This is a genomic window from Nocardioides sp. zg-1230 (assembly GCF_013155335.1).
GTDB lineage: Bacteria > Actinomycetota > Actinomycetes > Propionibacteriales > Nocardioidaceae > Nocardioides.
The window spans coordinates 222,575-243,733 of record NZ_JABJQZ010000001.1; the positions used below are offsets into that span (position 1 = coordinate 222,575).

General features: G+C 70.0%; 18 protein-coding genes. 7 read left to right on the plus strand and 11 right to left on the minus strand.

Annotation, left to right across the window (positions count from 1 at the left end):
* Positions 1-29 precede the first annotated feature (29 nt).
* A complete protein-coding gene (locus HOO61_RS01065; RefSeq protein WP_172256137.1) occupies positions 30-2,927 on the minus strand; it encodes a vitamin B12-dependent ribonucleotide reductase in 2,898 nt (965 codons plus the stop codon).
* Between the two features lie 115 nt (positions 2,928-3,042).
* Positions 3,043-3,528, minus strand: coding sequence for a transcriptional regulator NrdR (nrdR, locus tag HOO61_RS01070; protein ID WP_172256139.1), 486 nt, complete (start codon positions 3,526-3,528; stop codon positions 3,043-3,045).
* Positions 3,529-3,873: 345 nt separating this feature from the next.
* Here nrdR and HOO61_RS01075 point away from each other — a divergent pair, with 345 nt between their 5' ends.
* Positions 3,874-4,221, plus strand: a complete 348-nt coding sequence (locus tag HOO61_RS01075) for a hypothetical protein (protein WP_172256141.1) — start codon at positions 3,874-3,876, stop codon at positions 4,219-4,221.
* A 102-nt stretch (positions 4,222-4,323) separates the two neighbouring features.
* Here the strand turns inward: HOO61_RS01075 and HOO61_RS01080 are convergent, their stop codons facing one another.
* The 3 genes from HOO61_RS01080 to HOO61_RS01090 form a co-directional block, all read right to left on the minus strand.
* On the minus strand, positions 4,324-4,911 hold the full coding sequence (locus HOO61_RS01080) for a PKD domain-containing protein (RefSeq protein ID WP_172256143.1): 588 nt from the start codon (positions 4,909-4,911) through the stop codon (positions 4,324-4,326).
* 191 nt (positions 4,912-5,102) lie between these two features.
* Positions 5,103-5,660, minus strand: a complete 558-nt coding sequence (locus tag HOO61_RS01085; RefSeq protein ID WP_172256145.1) for a hypothetical protein — start codon at positions 5,658-5,660, stop codon at positions 5,103-5,105.
* Positions 5,661-5,974: 314 nt separating this feature from the next.
* A complete protein-coding gene (locus HOO61_RS01090) occupies positions 5,975-6,328 on the minus strand; it encodes a LysM peptidoglycan-binding domain-containing protein (protein WP_172256147.1) in 354 nt (117 codons plus the stop codon).
* 268 nt (positions 6,329-6,596) lie between these two features.
* Between HOO61_RS01090 and HOO61_RS01095 the strand changes: the two genes are divergently transcribed.
* Positions 6,597-6,893, plus strand: a complete 297-nt coding sequence (locus tag HOO61_RS01095) for a hypothetical protein (protein ID WP_172256149.1) — start codon at positions 6,597-6,599, stop codon at positions 6,891-6,893.
* A gap of 90 nt (positions 6,894-6,983) precedes the next feature.
* Positions 6,984-7,811, plus strand: coding sequence for a hypothetical protein (locus tag HOO61_RS01100; RefSeq protein ID WP_172256151.1), 828 nt, complete (start codon positions 6,984-6,986; stop codon positions 7,809-7,811).
* A 21-nt stretch (positions 7,812-7,832) separates the two neighbouring features.
* Here HOO61_RS01100 and HOO61_RS01105 read toward each other — a convergent pair whose 3' ends face one another.
* Complete coding sequence (locus HOO61_RS01105; RefSeq protein ID WP_172256153.1) at positions 7,833-8,636, minus strand: SDR family oxidoreductase; 804 nt, start codon at positions 8,634-8,636, stop codon at positions 7,833-7,835.
* Positions 8,637-8,763: 127 nt separating this feature from the next.
* Between HOO61_RS01105 and lexA the strand changes: the two genes are divergently transcribed.
* Genes lexA through HOO61_RS01120 form a run of 3 tightly spaced genes read left to right on the plus strand, consistent with a single transcriptional unit; the run spans position 8,764 to position 11,514 of the window.
* Complete coding sequence (gene lexA, locus HOO61_RS01110) at positions 8,764-9,486, plus strand: transcriptional repressor LexA (protein WP_216658504.1); 723 nt, start codon at positions 8,764-8,766, stop codon at positions 9,484-9,486.
* 58 nt (positions 9,487-9,544) lie between these two features.
* On the plus strand, positions 9,545-10,762 hold the full coding sequence (locus HOO61_RS01115) for an NAD(P)/FAD-dependent oxidoreductase (RefSeq protein ID WP_172256155.1): 1,218 nt from the start codon (positions 9,545-9,547) through the stop codon (positions 10,760-10,762).
* A 26-nt stretch (positions 10,763-10,788) separates the two neighbouring features.
* A complete protein-coding gene (locus HOO61_RS01120) occupies positions 10,789-11,514 on the plus strand; it encodes a sulfotransferase family 2 domain-containing protein (RefSeq protein ID WP_172256157.1) in 726 nt (241 codons plus the stop codon).
* Between the two features lie 159 nt (positions 11,515-11,673).
* Here the strand turns inward: HOO61_RS01120 and HOO61_RS01125 are convergent, their stop codons facing one another.
* From HOO61_RS01125 to secD, 3 genes are all read right to left on the minus strand, one after another.
* Positions 11,674-13,677: an ATP-dependent DNA helicase gene (locus HOO61_RS01125; RefSeq protein WP_367649972.1), complete on the minus strand. Its 2,004-nt coding sequence runs from the start codon at positions 13,675-13,677 to the stop codon at positions 11,674-11,676.
* Positions 13,678-13,745: 68 nt separating this feature from the next.
* Positions 13,746-13,877, minus strand: coding sequence for a hypothetical protein (locus HOO61_RS24410; protein WP_301538938.1), 132 nt, complete (start codon positions 13,875-13,877; stop codon positions 13,746-13,748).
* A 155-nt stretch (positions 13,878-14,032) separates the two neighbouring features.
* Positions 14,033-16,321, minus strand: coding sequence for a protein translocase subunit SecD (secD, locus tag HOO61_RS01130; RefSeq protein WP_172256159.1), 2,289 nt, complete (start codon positions 16,319-16,321; stop codon positions 14,033-14,035).
* A 212-nt stretch (positions 16,322-16,533) separates the two neighbouring features.
* Here secD and HOO61_RS01135 point away from each other — a divergent pair, with 212 nt between their 5' ends.
* Positions 16,534-18,663, plus strand: a complete 2,130-nt coding sequence (locus HOO61_RS01135) for a M14 family zinc carboxypeptidase (protein ID WP_172256161.1) — start codon at positions 16,534-16,536, stop codon at positions 18,661-18,663.
* A 69-nt stretch (positions 18,664-18,732) separates the two neighbouring features.
* On the opposite strand, the gene hflX is transcribed toward HOO61_RS01135, so the two are convergent.
* Both hflX and HOO61_RS01145 read right to left on the minus strand, forming a co-directional pair.
* The gene (gene hflX, locus HOO61_RS01140; RefSeq protein WP_253941947.1) at positions 18,733-20,289 is read right to left on the minus strand and encodes a GTPase HflX; all 1,557 of its coding nucleotides are present in this window, start codon (positions 20,287-20,289) and stop codon (positions 18,733-18,735) included.
* A 93-nt stretch (positions 20,290-20,382) separates the two neighbouring features.
* Positions 20,383-21,120: an NYN domain-containing protein gene (locus HOO61_RS01145; RefSeq protein ID WP_172256163.1), complete on the minus strand. Its 738-nt coding sequence runs from the start codon at positions 21,118-21,120 to the stop codon at positions 20,383-20,385.
* Positions 21,121-21,159 lie beyond the last annotated feature (39 nt).

Here is a 21,159-nt window from a genome sequence, read left to right on the forward strand (position 1 = left end):
TTGGCTATTGCAAGACAGTCTTGCTGTCGTCAGCTGCAGCCGCTGGTGCTTCCGCAGCCCTCGCAGACGTAGCACGAGCCAGCCGGCCGCATCTTCGTTCCGCAGGTCATGCAGAGCGGGGAGTCGACGGCGGTGCCGGTGAGCTTCTCGAAGAGCTCAGCGGTCGTCTTCGCCTCGCCCGTGGTCACCTGGGCCGGGACCTCGCGGGCCTCGGAGCCGTGGGTGTCCTTGGTCTCGACCTCCTCGGCCTCGACGACCTCGGCCGCAGCGGAGGACGAGGCCGGCGTCGTCAGCTCGGCGGCCGAGCCGGTCTCCTCGACGAGCGGCTCGTACGAGCCGGTCTCGAGGTGGCGCTGGCGCTCCTCGGCGGAGTAGATGCCGAGCATCGACCGCTCCTCGAAGGACAGGTAGTCCAGGGCGAGGCGGCGGAAGATGTAATCCATGATCGACTGGGACATCCGCACGTCGGGGTCGTCGGTCAGACCGGCGGGCTCGAAGCGCAGGTTGGTGAACTTCGAGACGTAGGTCTCCAGCGGGACGCCGTACTGCAGGCCGATCGACACCGCAATCGAGAAGGCGTCCATCACGCCGGCGAGGGTCGAGCCCTGCTTGCCGAGCTTGAGGAAGACCTCGCCGAGCTGGCCGTCGTCGTGGGCGCCGGAGGTCATGTAGCCCTCGGCACCGCCGACGGTGAACGACGTCGTACGGGAGACGCGCGACTTCGGCAGGCGCTTGCGGACCGGGGCGTAGACGACCTTCTCCACGACCTTGGTCTCGACCTCGGCCGACGCGGCAGCCTTGTCTGCGGCGTCCTTCTTGGCCTTGCCGCCACCGTCGGCCAGCGGCTGGCCGACCTTGCAGTTGTCCCTGTAGACGGCGGTCGCCTTGAGGCCGAGCTTCCAGGACTGCAGGTAGACGTCCTCGATCTCCTCGACCGTGGCGTCCTCGGGCAGGTTGACCGTCTTGGAGATCGCGCCGGAGAGGAACGGCTGCGCGGCCGCCATCATCCGCACGTGGCCCATCGGCTTGAGCGAGCGGGCGCCCATCGCGGTGTCGAAGACCTCGTAGTGCTCGGACTTCAGGCCCGGGGCGTCGACCACGTGGCCGTGCTCGGCGATGTAGGCGACGATCGCCTCGACCTGCTCCTCCTGGTAGCCCAGCTTCTTGAGGGCCCGCGGGATGGTCTGGTTGACGATCTGCATCGAGCCGCCGCCGACGAGCTTCTTGAACTTCACCAGCGAGAAGTCGGGCTCGATGCCGGTGGTGTCGCAGTCCATCATGAAGCCGATGGTGCCGGTGGGCGCGAGGACCGAGGCCTGCGCGTTGCGGAACCCGTTCTTCTCGCCCACCTTGATCACATCGGCCCACGCCTTGGTGGCCAGCTTGTGCACGCGGCCGTCCTCGGTGTGCAGCACGCGGACGACGTCGTTGGCCGCCTGGTGCTTGCGCATCACGCGCTTGTGGGCGTCGGCGTTGCGGGCGTAGCCGGCGTAGGGGCCGACGATCCCGGCGAGCTCGGCGCTGCGCTTGTAGGACGTACCGGTCATGAGCGACGTGATCGCGGCAGCCATCGAGCGGCCGCCCTCGGAGTCGTAGCCCAGGCCCATCGCCATCAGCAGGGCGCCGAGGTTGGCGTAGCCGATGCCGAGCTGGCGGTAGTCGACGGTGGTCTTGCCGATCGCCTCGGTCGGGAAGTCGGCGAAGCAGATCGAGATGTCCATCGCGGTGATGATGAACTCGACGGCCTTGGCGAACAGGGCGGCGTCGAAGGTGTCGTCGTCCTTGAGGAACTTCAGCAGGTTGAGCGACGCGAGGTTGCACGAGGAGTTGTCGAGCGACATGTACTCCGAGCACGGGTTGGACGCGGTGATGCGGCCGGTCTCGGGGTTGGTGTGCCAGTCGTTGATCGTGTCGTCGTACTGCAGGCCCGGGTCGGCGCACTCCCACGCCGCCTGGCTGATCTTGCGGAACAGGTCGCGGGCGTCGACGGTCTCGATGACCTCGCCGGTGCCGCGCGAGCGCAGGCCGAACTCGGTGCCGTCCTCGACCGCACGCATGAACTCGTCGCTGACGCGGACCGAGTTGTTGGCGTTCTGGTACTGCACGGAGGTGATGTCGGCGCCGCCGAGGTCCATGTCGAAGCCGGCGTCGCGCAGCGCGCGGATCTTGTCCTCCTCGCGCGCCTTCGTCATCACGAACTCCTCGATGTCGGGGTGGTCGACGTCGAGGACGACCATCTTGGCCGCACGACGCGTCGCGCCGCCCGACTTGATGGTGCCCGCGGAAGCGTCGGCGCCGCGCATGAAGGAGACGGGACCGGACGCCGTACCGCCGGAGGAGAGCAGCTCCTTCGACGAGCGGATGCGGGAGAGGTTGAGGCCGGCGCCGGAGCCGCCCTTGAAGATGAAGCCCTCCTCCTTGTACCAGTTGAGGATCGAGTCCATCGAGTCGTCGACGCTCAGGATGAAGCAGGCGCTGACCTGCTGCGGCGACGGCGTGCCGACGTTGAACCACACCGGGGAGTTGAAGGAGAAGTACTGGTTGACCAGCAGCCAGGTCAGCTCGTGCTCGAAGATCTCGGCGTCGGCGTCACCGGCGAAGTAACCGTTGTCGATGCCGGCCTTCGTGTACGTCTTCACGACCCGGTCGATGAGCTGCTTGAGGCTCCACTCGCGGGCGTCGGTGCCGACGGCGCCGCGGAAGTACTTGGTGGTGACGATGGTGGAGGCGTTGACCGACCAGAAGTCGGGGAACTCGACGCCGCGCTGCTCGAAGACGGTGTCGCCGGTCTTCCAGTTCTGCTGGACGACGTCGCGACGCTCCCACGTGATGGCGTCGTAGGGGTGCGTGCCCTCGGTGCTGAAGACGCGCTCCAGCTTGAGGCCCTTGCCCCTCGCCTTGGCGCGGGTGCTCACCGTCTCGGTCATGGAGTTCCTCTGTCCCTCGTGGATGGGTGGTGGTGTGGTGCGGTCGCGAGTCGTCTCGCGGGGGTTGGTGAGCCCGGCAGGCAGCTTCCCCACTACCTGCCGGGCCGTCTGGGGGTCAGCCCGTGTGCGCGGGATGCGCGGGCTGATCGTCCGCGGCTCGCTCGAGCCGCAGCATCTTGATCTCGTTCTCGAAGTCGTCGGCCGACTCGAAGGCGCGGTAGACGGAGGCGAACCGGAGGTACGCCACCTCGTCGAGCGCCCGCAGGGGGCTGAGGATCGCGAGGCCGACGTCGTTGGCGTCGAACTCGGCCTGCCCGCTCAGGCGCAGGGCGTCCTCGACCTCCTGGCCGAGGCAGGCGAGCTGGGCGTCGGTGACCGGGCGGCCCTTGCAGGCCTTCCGGACGCCGGCGATCGCCTTGTCGCGGTTGAACGGCTCGGTCGCGCCGGAGCGCTTGAGCACGGTGAGCTGCATCTTCTCGACCGTCGTGAACCGGCGGTCGCAGGCCGCGCACGAGCGGCGACGGCGGATCGAACCCCCGTCGTCGGCGACCCGGGAGTCGAGGACCTTGGTGTCCTCGTTCTTGCAGTAGGGACAGTGCATGGGGTCCTCCTTCCGGGCGCGCTTCACACACCTGTAGAACAGGGTGCGGACTGGGGATGTTCCTGTGGACAACTAGCCTGTTGCTGTGGGGTCAGCCCCCTGGCCTGTGCACCAGATGTGGATAACTACAGCGGTGTAACTACTAGATGTAGTGGTAACCGTACGCCCCGGCCACAACGCATGGCAAGCGAATGCCCAACCTCGTCGGATCAATTTCGAGGCGTCGGTAAAACCGCAGGTCAGTGCCCTCCTCTGCCCGGTCGGGACGCGTCGGTGGCGGCGTGTCGGGGGCCACAACCTGTGGTTGTCGTGCCCCGATGAGGCTGCGTCCGACACAATGACTCCGTGTCCACGGGGGGTAAGCGAGCAGGGTCGCGGAGAGGCGCTCGGCCACCCCGCACCCTGAACAAGGCCGCCCTCGTCCTCGGCGCCGCGATCACCCTCTGCGTGGTCGCGTGGGGCTACCTCGTCTACGCCGCCATCGACTTCGGTACGGCGGCCCGCGGCGGCTCCGGCGGCTCCGGCGGCTCGGCATGGTCGTTCATGGCGCTCGCCTGCCTCGGCGCGATCGCGTGCCTCTTCGTCGGGCTGCTGCTGGTCGCCCGGCTGATGCGGGCCCTGGGGATCACCGAGGCCCCGCCCTCCGACAACGCTCCCGCGCGCCCCGTCGGCGGGAAGCGCGCCGCTCGCTGATCGTGGAAGTTCTCAGTCACCTGGTGGCTCGGAAGCTCCACGATCTTGGGTGCCAGCCCAACGCGGTGGCTGTGGTCCACCCGGTGGACCACAGGGACCGCACTACTCCAGGACGAGCTGCGGGAGGGCCTCGACGACCTCGAGGTCCTCGTCAGGCCCCTGCACCGTGAGGGTCTCGCCGATGGCGGTCCACTCCCCGTCCCCGATGCGGTACTCCCCTGCGTAGGTCGTGTCCACGCGTACGACGACGTCGCCGGTCCGCTTGTACTGGTGGGTGATCTCGAGGTCGGGGTGCGGGCTCCCGGGGCTGGTGGTCGTCGTGCTGGTGTCGTCGCCGAAGTACCAGTCGTATGAGACGGGCACGGCGCGGATGGTGATCGCTTGGCCGGCGAGGGTGACGGACCGGTCGATGGACCGGTGGTCGGGGGTGTAGAAGTTCGTGTCGAAGTTGACGAGGGTCCGGCCGCCGCGCGGCTGCACGACGAGCTGGGACGAGGGCCACGCGATGCGTTTGAACTCGCGGATGATCAGCTTCACGACGTCGACCTCCTGGACCGCGTTGTCGGGCACGCACACGTCCCCGACGTCGACGCCGTCCAGGTAGACGTCGTGGATGTAGCCGTCCTGGCCGTTCTCGGCGCACTCCACGTTGTCGTTGCAGATGCCGCCGTTGGCGCACTGGATCGCCACGACCCAGGTGCGGCCATCGCCCGATGACGACGAGCCTTGGTACTCGGCGAATGTCCATTCGCAATCGCTGGCAACAGCCTGCCAGGTGACTTGGACGCAGGATGGGTCCGCGGCGGCAGCGGTGGCGGTTTCGACGAACAGACCCGCGATTACCGACAACACCGCCGTAAGCAACCAGCTAAACGACTGCATCAGATCACCGAGTAGTTGGCCATGGTGAAGGAGTCGGTCTGCGGCTTGAGGATCATCCGGTAGCGCTGTGTTGCCGCGGGAAAGACTTGGGGCGACTCACCCGGGATCTCGATCCGGAGCTTGGCGGCGCGCACGTCCACGATGTATGACGGAGGGTCGACGGAGTCCTCCTTGATCGCCAACACCTCAGAGCCGCCGAAGTCCACCTCGCCGCCATCCTTGAAGACGTCGGAAACCTGTTCTGCGTACGTCGCACACGCCTGGCACCCCTTAGACATGCGCAGGAACTCTGCGGTGCGTCCGGACATCGCCATCTCATCGGCCGCGGCCTGCCAGCGCCGGATGAACTCCTCCGGACTCTCCGCCTCCGCCGTCTCGGACTCGGTGGGCGTTGGGGTCGGGGACGAGCTGGTCGGCTCGGGGATCTTGGGCGTGGGCTCGGGGTCGTCGGAGCACCCGGCCAGGAGGGCGGGGACCGCGAGGGCGAGCGCGAGTGCGCGGCGTACGTGCATGAGGTGCCTTCCCGAGAACAACGTCAGCACCGTGAAACTACCCATTCGGGCGACTGCGGAACCACCCCGACGGCAAAACCTGTGGAGAACCGGCCGAGGGTGGCGGCACATGACATCGGATCGGCCTCTTGAACTGCGATGTGCCGCCACCCCCAGCGCCGCGCGGCCGAGGGTGGCGGCACACAACACCACAGTGACCCTCCGGGCTGCGATCTGCCGCCACCCTCGGGCGCCGGGCCAGCGAAGCCGACAGGACGAAGCCGAACAAATGCGCCGAGGGGCGGGCCAGTGGCCCGCCCCTCGGTCTTCCCCTTGGTTCCACCAGCCGGGGTCGAAGCGGCTGATGGAGGCCTCGCGCGTCAGTCGGAGACGACCGGGACGCGGAGCTTCTGGCCGGCCGAGAGGCCGGCGGACTCGAGGGCGTTGAGCCGCTCGATCTCGCTCATCATGGAGCGGACGTCGCCGTCGGTGGCGATCTCGCTGGCGATCCCCCAGAGGGTGTCGCCGGGCGCCACCTGGACGACCTCGGTCGGGGCGGGCTGGCCGGCTTCGCCCGTGCCGACGGCACCGCCGGCAAGCATGAACGCCACGGCGAGCACCAGGAACAGCGAGGTCAGGAAGACCACGAGCCGCCCACGGCGGGTCAGGCGCACCGTCGAGTGGGCACGGGTCGCAGCGGGAGTGAAAGCGGGGGCAAGGCTGAGGGTGCTCATGGTGGCCTCCTGGGGAAGATTCAGCCGGATGTCCTGTCGAGCGAATGTCTAGTCGGAGCCACCGACAGTGGCCTGGGCCACCGGGTGTCGATCAGACGTTCGATCGAACATGTGTACGACGGTAGAGCACGTGTTCGAACAACACAAGCACCCGGACGAACAAATGTTCGACGAGTCGAACGGCCCCCGCAGGCAGGACCACCGGACCTACCGGAACAGCCCGACGAGGACGAGCGTGGAGGCACACCGACCCGAAACGGAGCACGTCATGTCACGCAAGAAGGTCCTGGTCCTCGGCGGCAACTTCGCGGGCCTCACCGCCGCCCTCACCGTCAAGCACGAGCTGCACGGGGACGTCGACGTGACGGTCGTGTCGTCCTCCGACGACTTCCTCTTCACGCCCTCGCTGATCTGGGTGCCGTTCGGCAAGCGCATCCGCCGCGACATCACGTTCAAGGTGGGTCCGACGTTCGAGGAGCACCAGGTCGACTTCGTCCACGCCGAGGCCACCGCCATCGACCCGGTCGCCAGGCGCGTGGAGACGGCCGCCGGCCCGCAGGACTAGGACTACCTCGTCATCGCCACCGGCTACCGCAACCGCTTCGACGTCATCCCCGGGCTCGGCCAGGACGGCAACGCCCACACCATCACCACGATGGAGGACGCCCTCCACGCCGGTGAGGGCTGGCGCCGCTTCATCGACCGCGACGAGCCCGGCGACATCGTCATCGGCGCGACCCAGGGCGCTGGCTGCTTCGGCGCGGCGTACGAGTTCCTCTTCAACACCAGCTACCAGCTCAAGAAGGCCGGGCTGAAGGACAAGGTCAAGCTCACCTACGTCAGCGCCGAGCCCTTCCTCGGCCACTTCGGCATCGGCGGGCTCCCCCACGGCGAGTCCCTGCTCGGGATGTTCCTCAAAAAGGAGAAGATCGACGCCGTCCTCGACACCGCGATGGACCACGTCGACGAGGGCCGGCTGGTCCTCGCCGACGGGCGCACGCTCGACTTCGGCTACGCGATGATCATCCCGCCGTTCTCCGGCCAGGAGGTCGTCCGCAAGGTCGAGACGATCTCCGACGACAACGGGTTCGTGAAGGTGCGCGACACCTACCAGAGCGAGGCCTACGACGACCTGTACGCCGTGGGCGTGGCCGCCGCGGTCGAGGTCCCGTGGACGACGGCGACGCCGGTGGGCATCCCCAAGACCGGCTTCCCGAGCGAGCAGCAGGCCCATACGGCCGCGGTCAACATCGCCGCACAGATCCGGGGGGAGGAACCGGCTGCGCACAAGGCGTTCGGCGACATCCCCGCGGTGTGCGTGATGGACGCCGGCAACAACGGCGTCGTGATCCTCGCCGACAAGATGCTGCCGCCCCGCAAGCACGGCGTGCTGATCCCCGGACCGCACGCGCACGCGATGAAGCTGGGCTTCGAGAAGTACTTCCTCTGGAAGATGAAGCACGGTCAGGTGCGGTTGCCCTGACCTCGCCCTGACCCGAGCGGTTCAGCGGGCGGCGCGCTTCCTCATGGCCCGTCGCCCCTGGGCCGCGAACAACCCCGATGCGTGCTGCGACAACCCGGGAGCCAGGGCCGCACCGCGTACGACGCCCGCGCGCCAGCCGGGCACGGTCCGCACCACCCGGCGCGAGCCGACGAGCGCGACGGCCGCGGCGGCGACCTCGTCCACGCCCAGGATCGGGCCGCCCGACCACGTCAGCTGGGAGCCGAGGCCGTCGGGGTCCTGCGCCGCGAGCATCGCGGTGTCGACGCCGTCGGGGCACAGCGCGTGCACCCGCACGCCGCGCGGCGCCTCCGCGTTGACCGAAGCGGACAGCGAGACGACCGCGGCCTTCGTGGCGGCGTACATGCTGTAGCCGGGCACCGGCCCGAGCCCGGAGAGGGAGGCGACGTTGACGACGTCTCCCCCGCCCGGCCCGAACGCGGCGAGCGCGGCGCGGGTCCCCCACGTCGTACCGAGCAGGTTGACCTCGACCAGCCGGCGCACCTGCTCCTCCGACAGCGCGGCGAGCGCGCCGTCGTCACCGACGCCGGCGTTGTTGAACCACGCGGTCAGCGGCCCGTGTCCCACCGCCTCCTCGGCGACGAGGCGGTGCGAGTCGGGATCGCGTACGTCCTGGGCGAGGCCGGCGACCGCGCCGATCTCCGCCGCCGTGGCGGCCGCCGCCCAGCCGTCGAGGTCGCCGATGACGACGTGGTGGCCGCGGGCGACCATCAGCTCCGCGATCCCGCGCCCGATCCCACGCGCCCCACCGGTCACGACACACGAGGTCTGCATCCTGGTCAGCATGTCCGGACCTTAGCGACACGCGGCTTCGAACAGGTGTTTGATCCCACCCGCCGATGAGGGCTACGGTGGGCGCACCTGATCCTCCCTGTCCAGCCGCGGACGGAGGGGTCGACGTAGTGGAGGACGCATGGCCAAGCAGGACGACAAGAACGTCATCGAGATGCCCGACGGCCCCCCGGACGCCACCGGCCTGACCCCGCGCCAGCAGCGGGTGCTCGCCACGATCAAGGACTCCATCGAGACCAAGGGCTACCCGCCCTCTATGCGCGAGATCGGCCAGGCCGTCGGCCTCACCTCGTCCTCCAGCGTGGCCCACCAGCTGCGCGTGCTCGAGGGCAAGGGCTTCCTCAAGCGCGACCCCAACCGTCCGCGCGCCCTGGAGGTCTTCCTGCCTGAGGTGATGGCGGCGCGGCGCTCGATGTCCAGCGGCGAGGAGTCGAGCGTCGACGAGACCGGCATCGGCGACGTCCACCCCACCGCGATCAACATCCCCGTCGTCGGCCGGATCGCCGCCGGTGGTCCGATCCTCGCCGAGGAGCAGGTCACCGACGTCTTCCCGCTGCCCAAGCAGCTCGTCGGCGACGGCACCCTCTTCCTCCTCGAGGTCTCCGGTGACTCGATGGTCGACGCGGCGATCTGCAACGGCGACTACGTCGTCATCCGCCAGGAGCAGACCGCGGAGAACGGCCAGATCGTCGCGGCGATGATCGAGGGCGAGGCCACCGTCAAGACCTTCCAGCGCAAGGACGGCCACGTGTGGCTGCTCCCCCACAACGACGCCTACGACCCGATCCCGGGCGACAACGCCACGATCCTCGGTGTCGTGACGGCGGTGCTGCGCAGCCTCTGAGCACCGCAGGGGTGGTCCGGGCGTTGAAAGGCACCCACCCACCGGCCACGATGGCGGCATGAGCAACGTCGAGCAGTCCTATGACTACGTCATCGTCGGAGCGGGGGTCGCTGCGGCGAGCGCCGTGAAGGGCATCCGTTCGCAGGACGCGAGCGGCCGCGTCGCGGTGATCGGCTCCGAGCCCGACAAGCCGGTCTACCGGCCGGTCCTGTCCAAGGACCTCTGGCTCAAGGACGACGAGACGCTCGAAGGCGCCTCGCTGGCCGGCGACCTCGACGACGACGACGCGGTCGACCTGGTCACCGACACGACCGTGACCGAGATCGACCCCGGCGCCCACGTCGTACGCCTCGCCGACGGCGGCAGCGTCGGCTACGGCAAGCTGCTGCTGGCCACCGGCGCCGAGCCGCGTGTGCTCGCCGTCGACCCCGGCCCGCGCGTCATCTACTACCGCACCGCCGCCGACTACCAGCGGCTGCGCGCCGTAGCGACCGAGGGCAGCCACGTCGCCGTCGTGGGCGGCGGCTACATCGGCTCGGAGATCACCTCCGCCCTCGTGCAGAACGGCGTCCAGGTGACGCTGGTCCTCGACCTCGAGGACGTGCAGGAGCAGATGTTCCCCCGCGCGCTCGCCGCGACGCTGACCAAGGCCTTCGCCGACCGCGGCGTCACGGTCCTGCACGGCTCGGTCGAGAGTGGCCAGGAGGACGACGGCGGCGTCCGGATCCGCCTCGCCGACGGCACCTCCGTCACCGCCGACGCGGCCGTGATCGGCGTCGGCGTGCTGCCGCGCACCGGCCTCGCCGAGGCCGCCGGGCTCGAGGTCGACAACGGCGTCGTGGTGGACGACCACCTGCGCACGAGCGACCCCGACGTGTACGCCGCGGGCGACGTCGCCTCCTACCCTGACGCGCTCCTCGGGCGCCGCCGCGTCGAGCACGTCGACCACGCCGAGAAGTCCGGCGAGCACGCCGGCAAGGTGATGGCCGGCGCCGACGAGGCCTACGACTACACGCCCTTCTTCTGGTCCGACATCCTCGACTACGGCTACGAGGCCGTCGGGGAGACCCGCAGCGACCTCGATCTGGTCGAGGACTGGAAGGACGGCGAGGTCGGCACCGGCGTCGTCTACTACCTCAAGGCCGGGCAGGTCCGCGGCGTGCTGCTGTGGAACGTGTGGGACAGCGTCGACCAGGCGCGCGCCCTCATCGAGGAGACCGGCAAGAAGCCGGTGTCCGACCCGGAGTCGCTGCGGGGGCGCATCCCGCTGGGGTGACCCGCGCCCGGTGTAGCCTCGCCGCGATGTCCACGCCCGACGCTCCCCCGCCGGAGCTCTTCCGCACCCGTCCGGGCAACCGGCGCCGCTACACCGTGGACGCCCAGGCCGAGGTGGACCGGCTCGCGGCGGCGGGCGAGGCGTCCGGCTGGCTCAGCCCGCTGGCGTACAACCTCACGATCAGCCACAGCCACCGGTTCGTCTGGTACCGCGTCGCCAAGGTCGCGACGCGCACGATCCGCCACCACTGCGAGACCCACGGTGTGAGCATGGACGTCGACCACGCGATGCGGGTGCGCTATCCGCTGGCGTCGTTCGCCGACTACCTCACGTTCGCGTTCGTGCGCGACCCGCTCGACCGCTTCGTCTCGGCGTGGCACGACAAGGTCGTGGACAACAACTACTACGACTTCGACCCGGCCACGCACGAGCGGATGCAGTCGGTGGAGGAGTTCGCCCGCTGGACCGCCGCGCAGGACCTGTCGGCCGTGCCCGGCACCGACCAGCACCTGACCCTCCAGAGCCGGATGATCGACCTCAACCGCGTCGACTTCATCGGCCGGCTGGAGACCTTCGACCGGGACTTCGCCGAGGTGTGCGAGCGCATCGGCGCGCCGGCCGTGCCGACGACCCCCAGGAATCAGACCGCCCCCGGCGGCCGAGACCGACAGGTGTCGCGCGAGCTCGCCGAGCTGGTGGTGCGGATGTACGCCCGCGACTACCAGGTGTTCGGCTACCAGCGGCCCGCCTGACCGACATCCGAGTCCGCCCGGGGGTAGTCCAGTGACGAATGGCTGTCCCGGAGGCGTCCGGACAGCCATCCGTCACTGGACTACCCCGGCGGAGCGCTGCACCCGCCGGACGAATCGGCGGCGGGACACCGACGGCGCCGCGGCGTCAGCGCCGCGGGTTCACGACTGCCCGAGTCGCTTCAGCGCCTGACGCACGAGCCCGGGGTCGGTGGTCGACCACATCGGCGGGAGCGACGCCTTGAGGAAGCGGCCGTAGCGGGCGGTCTCGAGGCGCGGGTCGAGCACGGCGACGATGCCGCGGTCGGACGTCGTTCGGATCAGACGACCGGCGCCTTGAGCCATCAGCAGCGCGGCGTGCGTGGCAGAGACCTCCATGAAGCCGTTGCCGCCCCGGTCGTCAGCGGCCTTCGCGCGCGCGGACATCAGCGGGTCGTCGGGCCGCGGGAACGGGATGCGGTCGATGATCACCAGTTGGCAGGTGTCGCCCGGCACGTCGAGGCCCTGCCACAGCGAGAGCGTGCCGAAGAGGCAGGTGTGGGGATCCTCGACGAACTGCTTGGCGAGCTCGGGCAGCTGCGCATCGCCCTGCGCCAGGGTGGTCAGGTGCGGCAGGCGGGTGCGGACGGCCTCGGCCGCGGTCTCCGCGGCCCGCCGGGACGAGAAGAGGCCGAGGGTGCGACCGTCGAGGGCGTCGACGAGGTCGCAGATCTCGTCGAGCTGCGCGGGGCCGAGACCGTCGCGGCCGGGCTGGGGCAGGTGGCGGGCGACGTAGAGGATCGACTGCTGGCCGTAGTCGAAGGGCGAGCCGACGTCGATGCCCTTCCACGGCAGCGCGTCGTCGGCGTCCGTCGTGGCCACCTGGTGACCGACGCGCTCGGTGGGCTTGAGGCCGAGCGAGGTCGCGACCGCGCCGAACTCGCCGCCCAGCATCAGCGTCGCGCTGGTGAAGACGACCGTCTTGTCGGTGAGCAGCTTGTCGCGCATCGGCCCCCACACCTGCAGCGGCGCGACGTGGAGCCGGGCCGGGAAGCGGTCGCGCGCCTCGCCCAGCCACAGCACGTCGGCCTGGGAGCCGGCGGCCATCCGCTCGGCGTTGACGAAGACCTCCTGCACCATGCCCTTGGCCTGCGTGCGGCCGGCGTCGCCCTCCCCCTCGCCGCCGGACTCGCGCGGGAACGCCGACAGGCACGCGCGTGCCGCGTCGCGCACGAGCACGAGGGCGTCGGAGAGCTGGGTGGACACCTGGTCGATGCGACCGGGCGGGGTCGCCTCGAACGCCTCGGCCAGCTGCTGCGCGGCGTCCTCGAGGTCGCCGGCCGGGTCACCGTCGCCGTCGGTCCAGCGGGTCGCGCGGCGGGCGGCCCGCTCGATGTCGGAGACGCCGAGCTCGTCGGTCGCCGCCTGCGTGACTCGCGCGGTCAGCTCGTGGGCCTCGTCGATGACCACGGTGTCGTAGTCGGGGATCATCGGGACGTCCTCGATCGCGTCGATCGCGAGGAGGGAGTGGTTGGTGACGATCAGGTGGCTGCGCTGGGCCTTCTCCTTCGCCAGCTCGGCGAAGCACTCCTGGCCGAAGGGGCACTTGCTCGCGCCGAGGCACTCGCGGTGGTTGACCGACACCTGGCGCCACTCGCGGTCGGTGTGGCGCGGCGCGTTGTCGCGCTCACCGCTGCCGCCCTGCTCCGACTCCTCCTCCGCCCACGCCCGCAGCTCGAGCACCTTCTCGGCCATCGCGCCGAGGGGTACGTCGACCAGCGTGCCCTGGTCGTCGGGGACGCCGGCGCGGATGCGGTGCAGGCAGGCGTAGTTGGAGCGGCCCTTGAGGACGGCGTAGGACGTGTCGAGGCCGGGCACGTGCTTGACCGCCTCGACCAGGCGCGGCAGGTCGCGCTCGACGAGCTGGTGCTGCAGGGCGAGGGTGGCGGTAGCGACCACGACGCGCTTGTCGTGGAGCATCGCGGGGACCAGGTAGCCAAGAGACTTGCCGGTGCCGGTGCCGGCCTGCACGAGGAGGTGTCGGCCCTCCTCCATCGAGTCGGCGACCTCGGTCGCCATCCGCACCTGGCCGTCGCGCTGCTGCCCGCCGAGGGCGGCGACCGCGGTGCCCAGCACCTCGCTGACGGGGGTGCCGACGGCGGGCGATGCGGTGGCGGTCTCGGGCACCAGAGCACCCTACGCGGCGACGCCGACGCTCCGTCGTACGCCGTCCACAGCCGGTCGCAGGGAGGCTGTCAGTAGTTCTTCTTGCGGCCGATCTGGCGCTCGATGCGGCGCTCGGGCTGGCCGAGCACCCGGGCGAGGATCTTCACCCGGTAGCGGTAGGCCACCACGCCCACGACGATGATCAGCAGGATCCACAACATGCGTCGATCCTACGTGCGCACTCCCAGCCGCCGGCCGTACTTGTGGGGGTAGTCCGACACCTGGAGGGGGTTGTACACCCCTCCCAGTGACGGACTCCACGCTCGAGCGGGGAGTCCCCGAGAAGGCCGGGCCCGAAGTCCGAACCGACCAGGCGTCAGACGACGGCGCCGGAGTCCTCGGGGGCGCGCTCGACCTTCTCCTTCTTCACCCGGCTCATCGGCCACTTCTCGTGGAAGTAGGTGAGGAGCGGGGTTGAGACGAAGACCGAGGAAACGGTACCGACGACGAGGCCGACGAGCAGCGCGATGGCGAAGTCCTGGAGCGAGTCACCACCCAGGAACACCAGCGCGGCCAGGATGAACATCGAGCCGAGGCCGGTGTTGACCGTGCGCGGGATGGTCTCGACGGCCGCCTTGTTGGAGACGTCGGTGAAGTCGTCCTCGGGCTTGGAGCCCCACCAGCGTTCGCGGATGCGGTCGAAGACGACGACGGTGTCGTTGACCGACAAACCCACGATCGTCATCGCGGCGGCGAGGAAGATGCCGTCGATGGGCTTCTGCAGCCAGGCGAAGAGGCCGACCACGAGGATCACGTCGTGCGCCATGCCGAGCACTGCGGCGACACCGAAGGTCCACTTGAACCGGATCGCGAGGTAGAGCAGCTGGGCCAGGAACGCGACACCGAAGGCGATGAGCGCGTTGTTGCGCAGCTGCTCGCCGAGCGAGGCGCTGATCTGCTGGTCGTCGACCTTGCTGACGTCGCCGCCGACCGAGGCGAGCTCGTCCTCGATTCGCTGCTCCTCCTCGTTTGACACCTCGCCGACGCGCACCGTGAAGTCGGCGGTGTCGGCGGTCTGCACGACCGCCTCGGGGAAGCCGGCGTCCGCGACGGCCTCGCGGGCCTGGTCGACCGTCATGTCCTGGTTGGTCACCGAGTAGTCGAGCTGGCGACCGCCGGTGAACTCGACGCCGAGGTTGAGCCCCTGCGTCACGATGCCGGCGACGGCGACGACGAGCGCGGCGGCCGAGATGCCGAGCCAGGTCTTGCGGCGCGTCATCAGCTGGGGGTCCTTGCGGTCCAGCCACTGGCGCACCTTGCCGACCGAGCCGAGGCCGCTGACGGCGGGACGGCGGGCGACCGCCTTGTTGGACACGGCGAGGTCGCACAGCACGCGCGCGATGATCAGCGCCGAGACCATCGAGGCGATGACACCGATCGACAGCGTGACACCGAAGCCCTTGATGGGACCGGAGCCGAGGAAGAACAGCAGGCCGGCCGCGAGCAGCGTGGTGATGTTGGAGTCGATGATCGCGCTCCACGCCTTGTTGAAGCCGACCTGGAGCGCCCGCCTGAGCCCGGCGGACGGATAGGCCTGGTACTCCTCGCGCGCTCGCTCGAAGACGAGCACGTTGGCGTCGATCGCCATACCGATGGCGAGCACGAAGCCCGCGAGGCCGGGCAGCGTCAGCGTCGAGCCCAGCCCGACGAGCATGGCGTACGCGAGCAGGGCGTACGACGCCAGCGCGAGCGTCGCGGCGAAGCCGACGAGGCGGTAGACGAAGATGATGAACAGGCCGGTCAGCGCGATGCCGATGATGCCGGCCTCCACGGAGGCGTCGATCGCCGCGGCACCCAGCGAGGGGCCGACGAGGCGGTCGGAGATCGCGCGGAGCTCGAGCGGCAGCGCGCCGCCCTCGATCAACGCGGCGAGGTCCTTGGACTCCTCGGAGGTGAAGTTGCCGGTGATGTCGGTCGAGCCGCCGCGGATGCCGACGTTGCAGCCGACGTCGGTGTTGACCTCGGGCGAGGAGATGACCTCTCCGTCGAGGACGATCGCGATGCGGCGCTTGGGGTCGCCGGACGGGTTGCACGCGGCCTTGCCGGTGATGTCGGCCCAGGTGCGGCCGCCCTCGCCGTTGAAGTCGATCGCCACCACCCACTCGACGCTCTGGTCGCGCTGCACGGCGCTCGCGCCGCTGATCTCCTCGCCCTGGATGACGGTGGGGCCGACCTCGATGGTGTCGCCCTGGTCAGAGGGCAGGACCTGGTTGTTCTTCTTGGCGGGCTCGGCGTCGGGCTGGGCGGTGCCGATCACCTCGTGGATCGTCAGCTGGGCGGTGCTGCCGATGCGGTCCTCGGCCTCCTGGGCCTCCTCGTCGCTGGTGACGCCGGGCAGCTCGACGAGGATGCGGTTCTCACCCTGGCGCACCAGCGTGGACTCGGCGACACCGAGGGCGTCGACGCGGCCGCGGAGCACCTCGAGGGTCTTGTCGACGTTCTCGGCCGTGGCCGGGGTCTGCTCGGTGCCCTCCGCCTCGAAGATGAACTGCGCACCGCCGCGGAGGTCGAGGCCGAGGTTGGGCTTGACGTTGACGGCTAGCGCCACGCACCCGACCAGCAGGCCGAGCACCAGGATGAAGCGGACCCAGACACCACGTGACATGCGCGACATCCTCCCTGACGAGACTTCGAACGCCCGAATCCGGGCACGGACGGGTCAACGGGTGGCCCGAACGGAAGGTTCCGGGCTGCTCGTGACACGCAAAACGCGTGCGACTGTACGCCGTAGTAGGTATCGACACGGAAACAGCCCACAGTGTTGTGTGGGTCACACCGCGGATCCCCCCTCGCGGCAGTCACCTCTTGGGAGCACACATGTCACCACGCATTCCACGGGCCGGCGCCACCAGGCTGGCCACCGTCACCGCTCTCGTCGCCGCAGGACTAGCTGCCACCGCAGCGGGTGCCACCGGCAACGCCGGGCGCGACGACGCACCACGTGAGCTGGCCCGCGCGGCAGCCGACGACACCACGCAGATCGTCATGGTCAAGGCCCCGACGGTCGAGGACCGCAACGAGGTCATCGGGCTCGGTCTCGACGTCACCGAGCACGCCGACAGGCGCGGCATCGAGGTCGTCCTCCACGACGCCGAGGACGCCCAGACCCTGCGCGACGCCGGCTTCACCTGGCGGGTCACCGTCAAGGACCTCGAGGCGCTCACGAAGAAGAACGCCAAGGCCGATCGCGCGTACGCCGCCTCGGTGGCCGACTCGGGACTGCCCAGCGGCCGCACCTCCTACCGGCAGTACGCCGACTACCTCAGCGACATGGAGCAGCTGGCCAGCGACTACCCCTCGCTCACCCGCCCGCTGACCCTGGCCAACAAGACGGTCCTCGGCGAGGACATCCGCGGTATCGAGGTCACCGTCGACGCCGACAACGTCAAGGACGGCAAGCCGACCTTCCTGCTGATGGGTGCCCACCACGCGCGTGAGTGGCCCAGCGCCGAGCACACGATGGAGTTCGCCTTCGACCTGCTCCAGTCCTACACCGCCGGCGACGCGCGGGCACGTGACCTGCTGTCGCGCTCGCGGGTGATCCTGGTGCCGGTCGTCAACGTCGACGGCTTCAAGATCTCGCGCACCGCCGCGCCGCTGGGCAACTTCTCCGTCTTCGACTACGAGATGAAGCGCAAGAACTGCTCCATCTCGGCGAACACCCCGGCCCAGTACACGACCGGCTCGTGCGACAACAACCTCGCCGGTCGCCTGCGCGGCACCGACCTCAACCGCAACTACCCCGGCTTCTGGGGCGGCGGCGGCGCCAGCACCAACTGGTCCAACGACACCTACCGCGGCGACGCCCCCGGCAGCGAGCCCGAGAGCGACGCGGTCCGCAAGCTCATCTCCGAGCGCGCGGTCACGGTGATGATCTCCAACCACACCTACAGCAACCTCGTCCTGCGTCCCCCGGCCATCGCCTCCACCGGCTTCGCGATCGACGAGCCCGAGCTGAAGGCCTTGGGTGACGCGATGGCGTCGAAGAACGACTACGTCAGCCAGGCGTCCTACCAGCTCTACGACACCTCGGGCTCCACCGAGGACTGGAGCTACTGGATCACCGGCGGCTTCGGCTACACCTTCGAGATCGGTGACGAGGGCTTCCACCCGGCCTACGAGGAGGCGGTGGTCGGCGAGTACCTCGGCCAGGCACCGGCCGACGGCGCCGGGCTCGGCGGCAACCGGGAGGCGTACTGGCTCGCGACCGAGGCGGCCGCCGACCGCGACCTGCACTCGGTCATCACGGGCACCGCGCCGGCCAAGCACACGGTCAGCGTGACCAAGACGGTGACGTCGGAGACCTCCCCGGTCATCCAGACCAACGGCACGGTCGGGGAGCCGCTGCTCTACACCGACAAGCTGCGCACCGACTACACCTCGGAGGGGGGACGCTTCGACTTCGACGTCAACCCCTCGACCCGGCCGCTCGTGATGGGTCGCTACGGCCGTGAGGCCCAGGGGCCGCCGCAGGCGCCGATCACGTTGGTCAACCCGGTCGGCGTGCCGGCGGTCGGCGGGAGCGAGTACGTCACCTTCGAGGTGCAGGGCATGCCGGCTGTGGACAACGGCTGGCTGGACGTGTCCATCGACTGGCCGGCCACTGCGGACCCGGAGGCACAGGACTGGGACTTCTTCCTCTACGGTCCCGACGGTGAGCCGGTCGGGTCCGGCGCCACGCTGGCGAACCCCGAGGTGATCACGATCCCCGACCCACAGCCGGGCACCTACACCCTCGAGGCCAACAACTACGCCGGCGGCACGGCGGAGTACGACTGGTCCGGCACCGTCGCCTTCCGGAGCCCGGACGGCCCGACCGGGACCAAGGAGGCGTGGCTGCTGAGCTGCGCCGACAAGCGCGGCAACGTGCTGGCCACCCGTGAGGTCATCGTCGACCGCGGTGAGGCCGTCGACGTCGGCAACGCCTGCAAGAGGAACAAGGAGTAGCACCGGCAAGGACAACGACGGCGGCCCGGGTGCGATGCACCCGGGCCGTCGTGTGTCGTCAGGCGTGGATCAGCGGGCGTAGCCCTCGAGCTCGCCGGCGAGGTCGGCGTTGGCACGGCCGACCACGAGCGTGCCGTCGCCGGTGTGCTCCATCGAGCCGATCTCGGCCTCCTGGTGGATCCGGTTGACCAGGTCGCCGCGCTCGTAGGGCAGCAGCACGTCGAACTCGACCTGCGGCCGCGGCAGCTCGGACTCGATGGTGCGCAGCGCCTCCTCGATGCCCTCGCCGGTCTTCGCGCTCACCACGACGCTGTGCGGCTCGCGGGCCTTGAGCCGGCCGATCACGAGGGGGTCGGCGGCGTCGGCCTTGTTGATGACGATGACCTCGGGCACCTTGGTCGCACCGATCTCGGCGAGCACCTCACGCACCGCGGCGATCTGGCCCTCGGGGTCGGGGTGCGAGCCGTCGACCACGTGGAGCAGCAGGTCGGCGTCGGCGACCTCCTCCAACGTCGAGCGGAACGCCTCGACGAGGTCGTGCGGCAGGTGGCGGACGAAGCCCACGGTGTCGGACATCGTGTAGACGCGGCCGTCGCTGGTCGTCGTACGACGCGTGGTGGGGTCGAGGGTCGCGAACAGCGCGTCCTCCACCAGCACACCGGCGTCGGTGAGCCGGTTGAGCAGCGACGACTTGCCGGCGTTGGTGTAGCCCGCGATCGCGACGCTCGGCACGTGGTTGCGGCGCCGCGACTGGCGCTTGACCTCGCGGGTGCCGCGCATCTCCTTGAGCTCGCGGCGCAGCTTGGCGATCTTGGTGTTGATGCGGCGCCGGTCGGTCTCGATCTTGGTCTCACCGGGACCGCGGCCGCCGATGCCCTCACCGCCCGCGGCACGGCCACCGGCCTGGCGGGACAGGTTGCCGCCCCAGCCGCGCAGGCGCTGCTTCATGTACTGCAGCTGAGCCAGCTCGACCTGCGCCTGGCCCTCCTTGCTCTTCGCGTGCTGGGCGAAGATGTCGAGGATCAGCGCGGTGCGGTCGACGACCTTGACCTTGATCTTGTCCTCGAGGTTGCGCAGCTGGCTGGGCGCGAGCTCACCGTCGCAGATGACGGTGTCGGCGCCGGTGGCCTGCACGATCTCGCGGATCGCCTCGACCTTGCCGCGACCGATGTAGGTCGCCGGGTCGGGCTTCTGCCGGCGCTGGAAGACGGCCTCGAGCACCTCGGACCCGGCGGTCTCGGCGAGCAGTGCGAGCTCGGCCATGGAGTTCTCGGCGTCGGTGACGGACCCCTCGGTCCACACGCCGACGAGCACGACCTTCTCCAGGCGGAGCTGGCGGTACTCGACCTCGGTGATGTCCTCGAGCTCGGTGCGCAGGCTCGCGACCCGGCGCAGGGCGTGGCGCTCGGCGAGCTCCTGCGCGCCGAGGGTCAGCTCCTCGGGGTCGTCCTCGTCGTAGTCGTCGTACGCCGTGTCGGCATAGCCGGACTCGAAGTCAGCATCGTCGTCGGTGTCTTCGGCGGCGTCGGTGTCGAGCAGCTCGTCGTCGAGCTCGATCGCGTCGTCGTCCCAGCCGCGGGTGGCGTCGAGGGCGTCGCGCAGGTTGAAGTCAGGTGCGTTCGTCATATGTGAGCAAGGGTAGGTCGCCCGGTCCCACCTGCGCGAACGGTTTCGCGCAGGGCTGACAGCCGGGCTGACGGCCGCAGCCGGCGCACGGGCTCAGGCGCGGTGCCGTCCGGCGGGCATCGCGGGCTCCCCCACCAGGGACCCCTCGTCGACGAACTCGTCGCACGCAGCGCGTACGTCGTGGGGCGTGTGCCCCGGCCCGACCACCACGACGCGGACGCCGGCCGCGTGCAGGCGGTGCAGCAGCGGGAGCATCGAGGTCATGTCACCGGCGAGGACCACCTCGTCGACCGCCGCCTCGCGGGCGATGTCGACGGCGTCGATGGCCAGCGCCACCCGTGTCTGCTCGTCGTCGCCGGCGAGCTGGTGGAAGGAGTGCAGCCCCTGGCGCCGCAACCGGTCGACCCACGACCCGAGGTCGGAGCGGCTCCAGTCCGCGTAGGCGCGGCACACGGTGACGGCGCCACGCCCGGGGAGCCGGTCGAGCAGGCCCGCGGCGGCGTCGGCGGTGATGCGACGCGCGTCGATCAGCACCGCCACCCTCCTCGCGAGGTCGAGCTCGTCCGCGACCGGTCGCCGCGGGAGGACGCGGGCGGCGGGCACCGGCGCCGGTCGCTCGGTCACGTCAGGTGTCTTCACGTCGGGCGCCTTCGCGTCGGGCGGCTCCAGCGGCGCCTTCACGGCAGGCGCCTTCGCGTCCGGTGCCTTCGGCTCCTGCGCCACGCGCAGGGCGCCGCCGCGGCGCGCGCCCATCCATCGTCGTACGAGCGTGGCCAGCTCGTTGTCGTCCCCGTCGGCCGTCGCTGCGCGCGGCTCCACCACGTTGGTCATCGTGCCCCCCACAGGCGTTGATGCATGCTTCCCGCAAGC

Excerpts from the sequence above, each read along its gene's own strand:
- HOO61_RS01065 (WP_172256137.1), bottom strand. The coding sequence starts at position 2,927 with ATGACCGAGACGGTGAGCACCCGCGCCAAGGCGAGGGGCAAGGGCCTC.
- nrdR (WP_172256139.1), bottom strand. The coding sequence starts at position 3,528 with ATGCACTGTCCCTACTGCAAGAACGAGGACACCAAGGTCCTCGACTCC.
- HOO61_RS01085 (WP_172256145.1), bottom strand. The coding sequence starts at position 5,660 with ATGGGTAGTTTCACGGTGCTGACGTTGTTCTCGGGAAGGCACCTCATG.
- HOO61_RS01090 (WP_172256147.1), bottom strand. The coding sequence starts at position 6,328 with ATGAGCACCCTCAGCCTTGCCCCCGCTTTCACTCCCGCTGCGACCCGT.
- HOO61_RS01095 (WP_172256149.1), top strand. The coding sequence starts at position 6,597 with ATGTCACGCAAGAAGGTCCTGGTCCTCGGCGGCAACTTCGCGGGCCTC.
- HOO61_RS01100 (WP_172256151.1), top strand. The coding sequence starts at position 6,984 with ATGGAGGACGCCCTCCACGCCGGTGAGGGCTGGCGCCGCTTCATCGAC.
- HOO61_RS01105 (WP_172256153.1), bottom strand. The coding sequence starts at position 8,636 with ATGCTGACCAGGATGCAGACCTCGTGTGTCGTGACCGGTGGGGCGCGT.
- lexA (WP_216658504.1), top strand. The coding sequence starts at position 8,764 with ATGGCCAAGCAGGACGACAAGAACGTCATCGAGATGCCCGACGGCCCC.
- HOO61_RS01115 (WP_172256155.1), top strand. The coding sequence starts at position 9,545 with ATGAGCAACGTCGAGCAGTCCTATGACTACGTCATCGTCGGAGCGGGG.
- HOO61_RS01120 (WP_172256157.1), top strand. The coding sequence starts at position 10,789 with ATGTCCACGCCCGACGCTCCCCCGCCGGAGCTCTTCCGCACCCGTCCG.
- HOO61_RS24410 (WP_301538938.1), bottom strand. The coding sequence starts at position 13,877 with ATGTTGTGGATCCTGCTGATCATCGTCGTGGGCGTGGTGGCCTACCGC.
- secD (WP_172256159.1), bottom strand. The coding sequence starts at position 16,321 with ATGTCACGTGGTGTCTGGGTCCGCTTCATCCTGGTGCTCGGCCTGCTG.
- HOO61_RS01135 (WP_172256161.1), top strand. The coding sequence starts at position 16,534 with ATGTCACCACGCATTCCACGGGCCGGCGCCACCAGGCTGGCCACCGTC.
- hflX (WP_253941947.1), bottom strand. The coding sequence starts at position 20,289 with ATGACGAACGCACCTGACTTCAACCTGCGCGACGCCCTCGACGCCACC.
- HOO61_RS01145 (WP_172256163.1), bottom strand. The coding sequence starts at position 21,120 with ATGACCAACGTGGTGGAGCCGCGCGCAGCGACGGCCGACGGGGACGAC.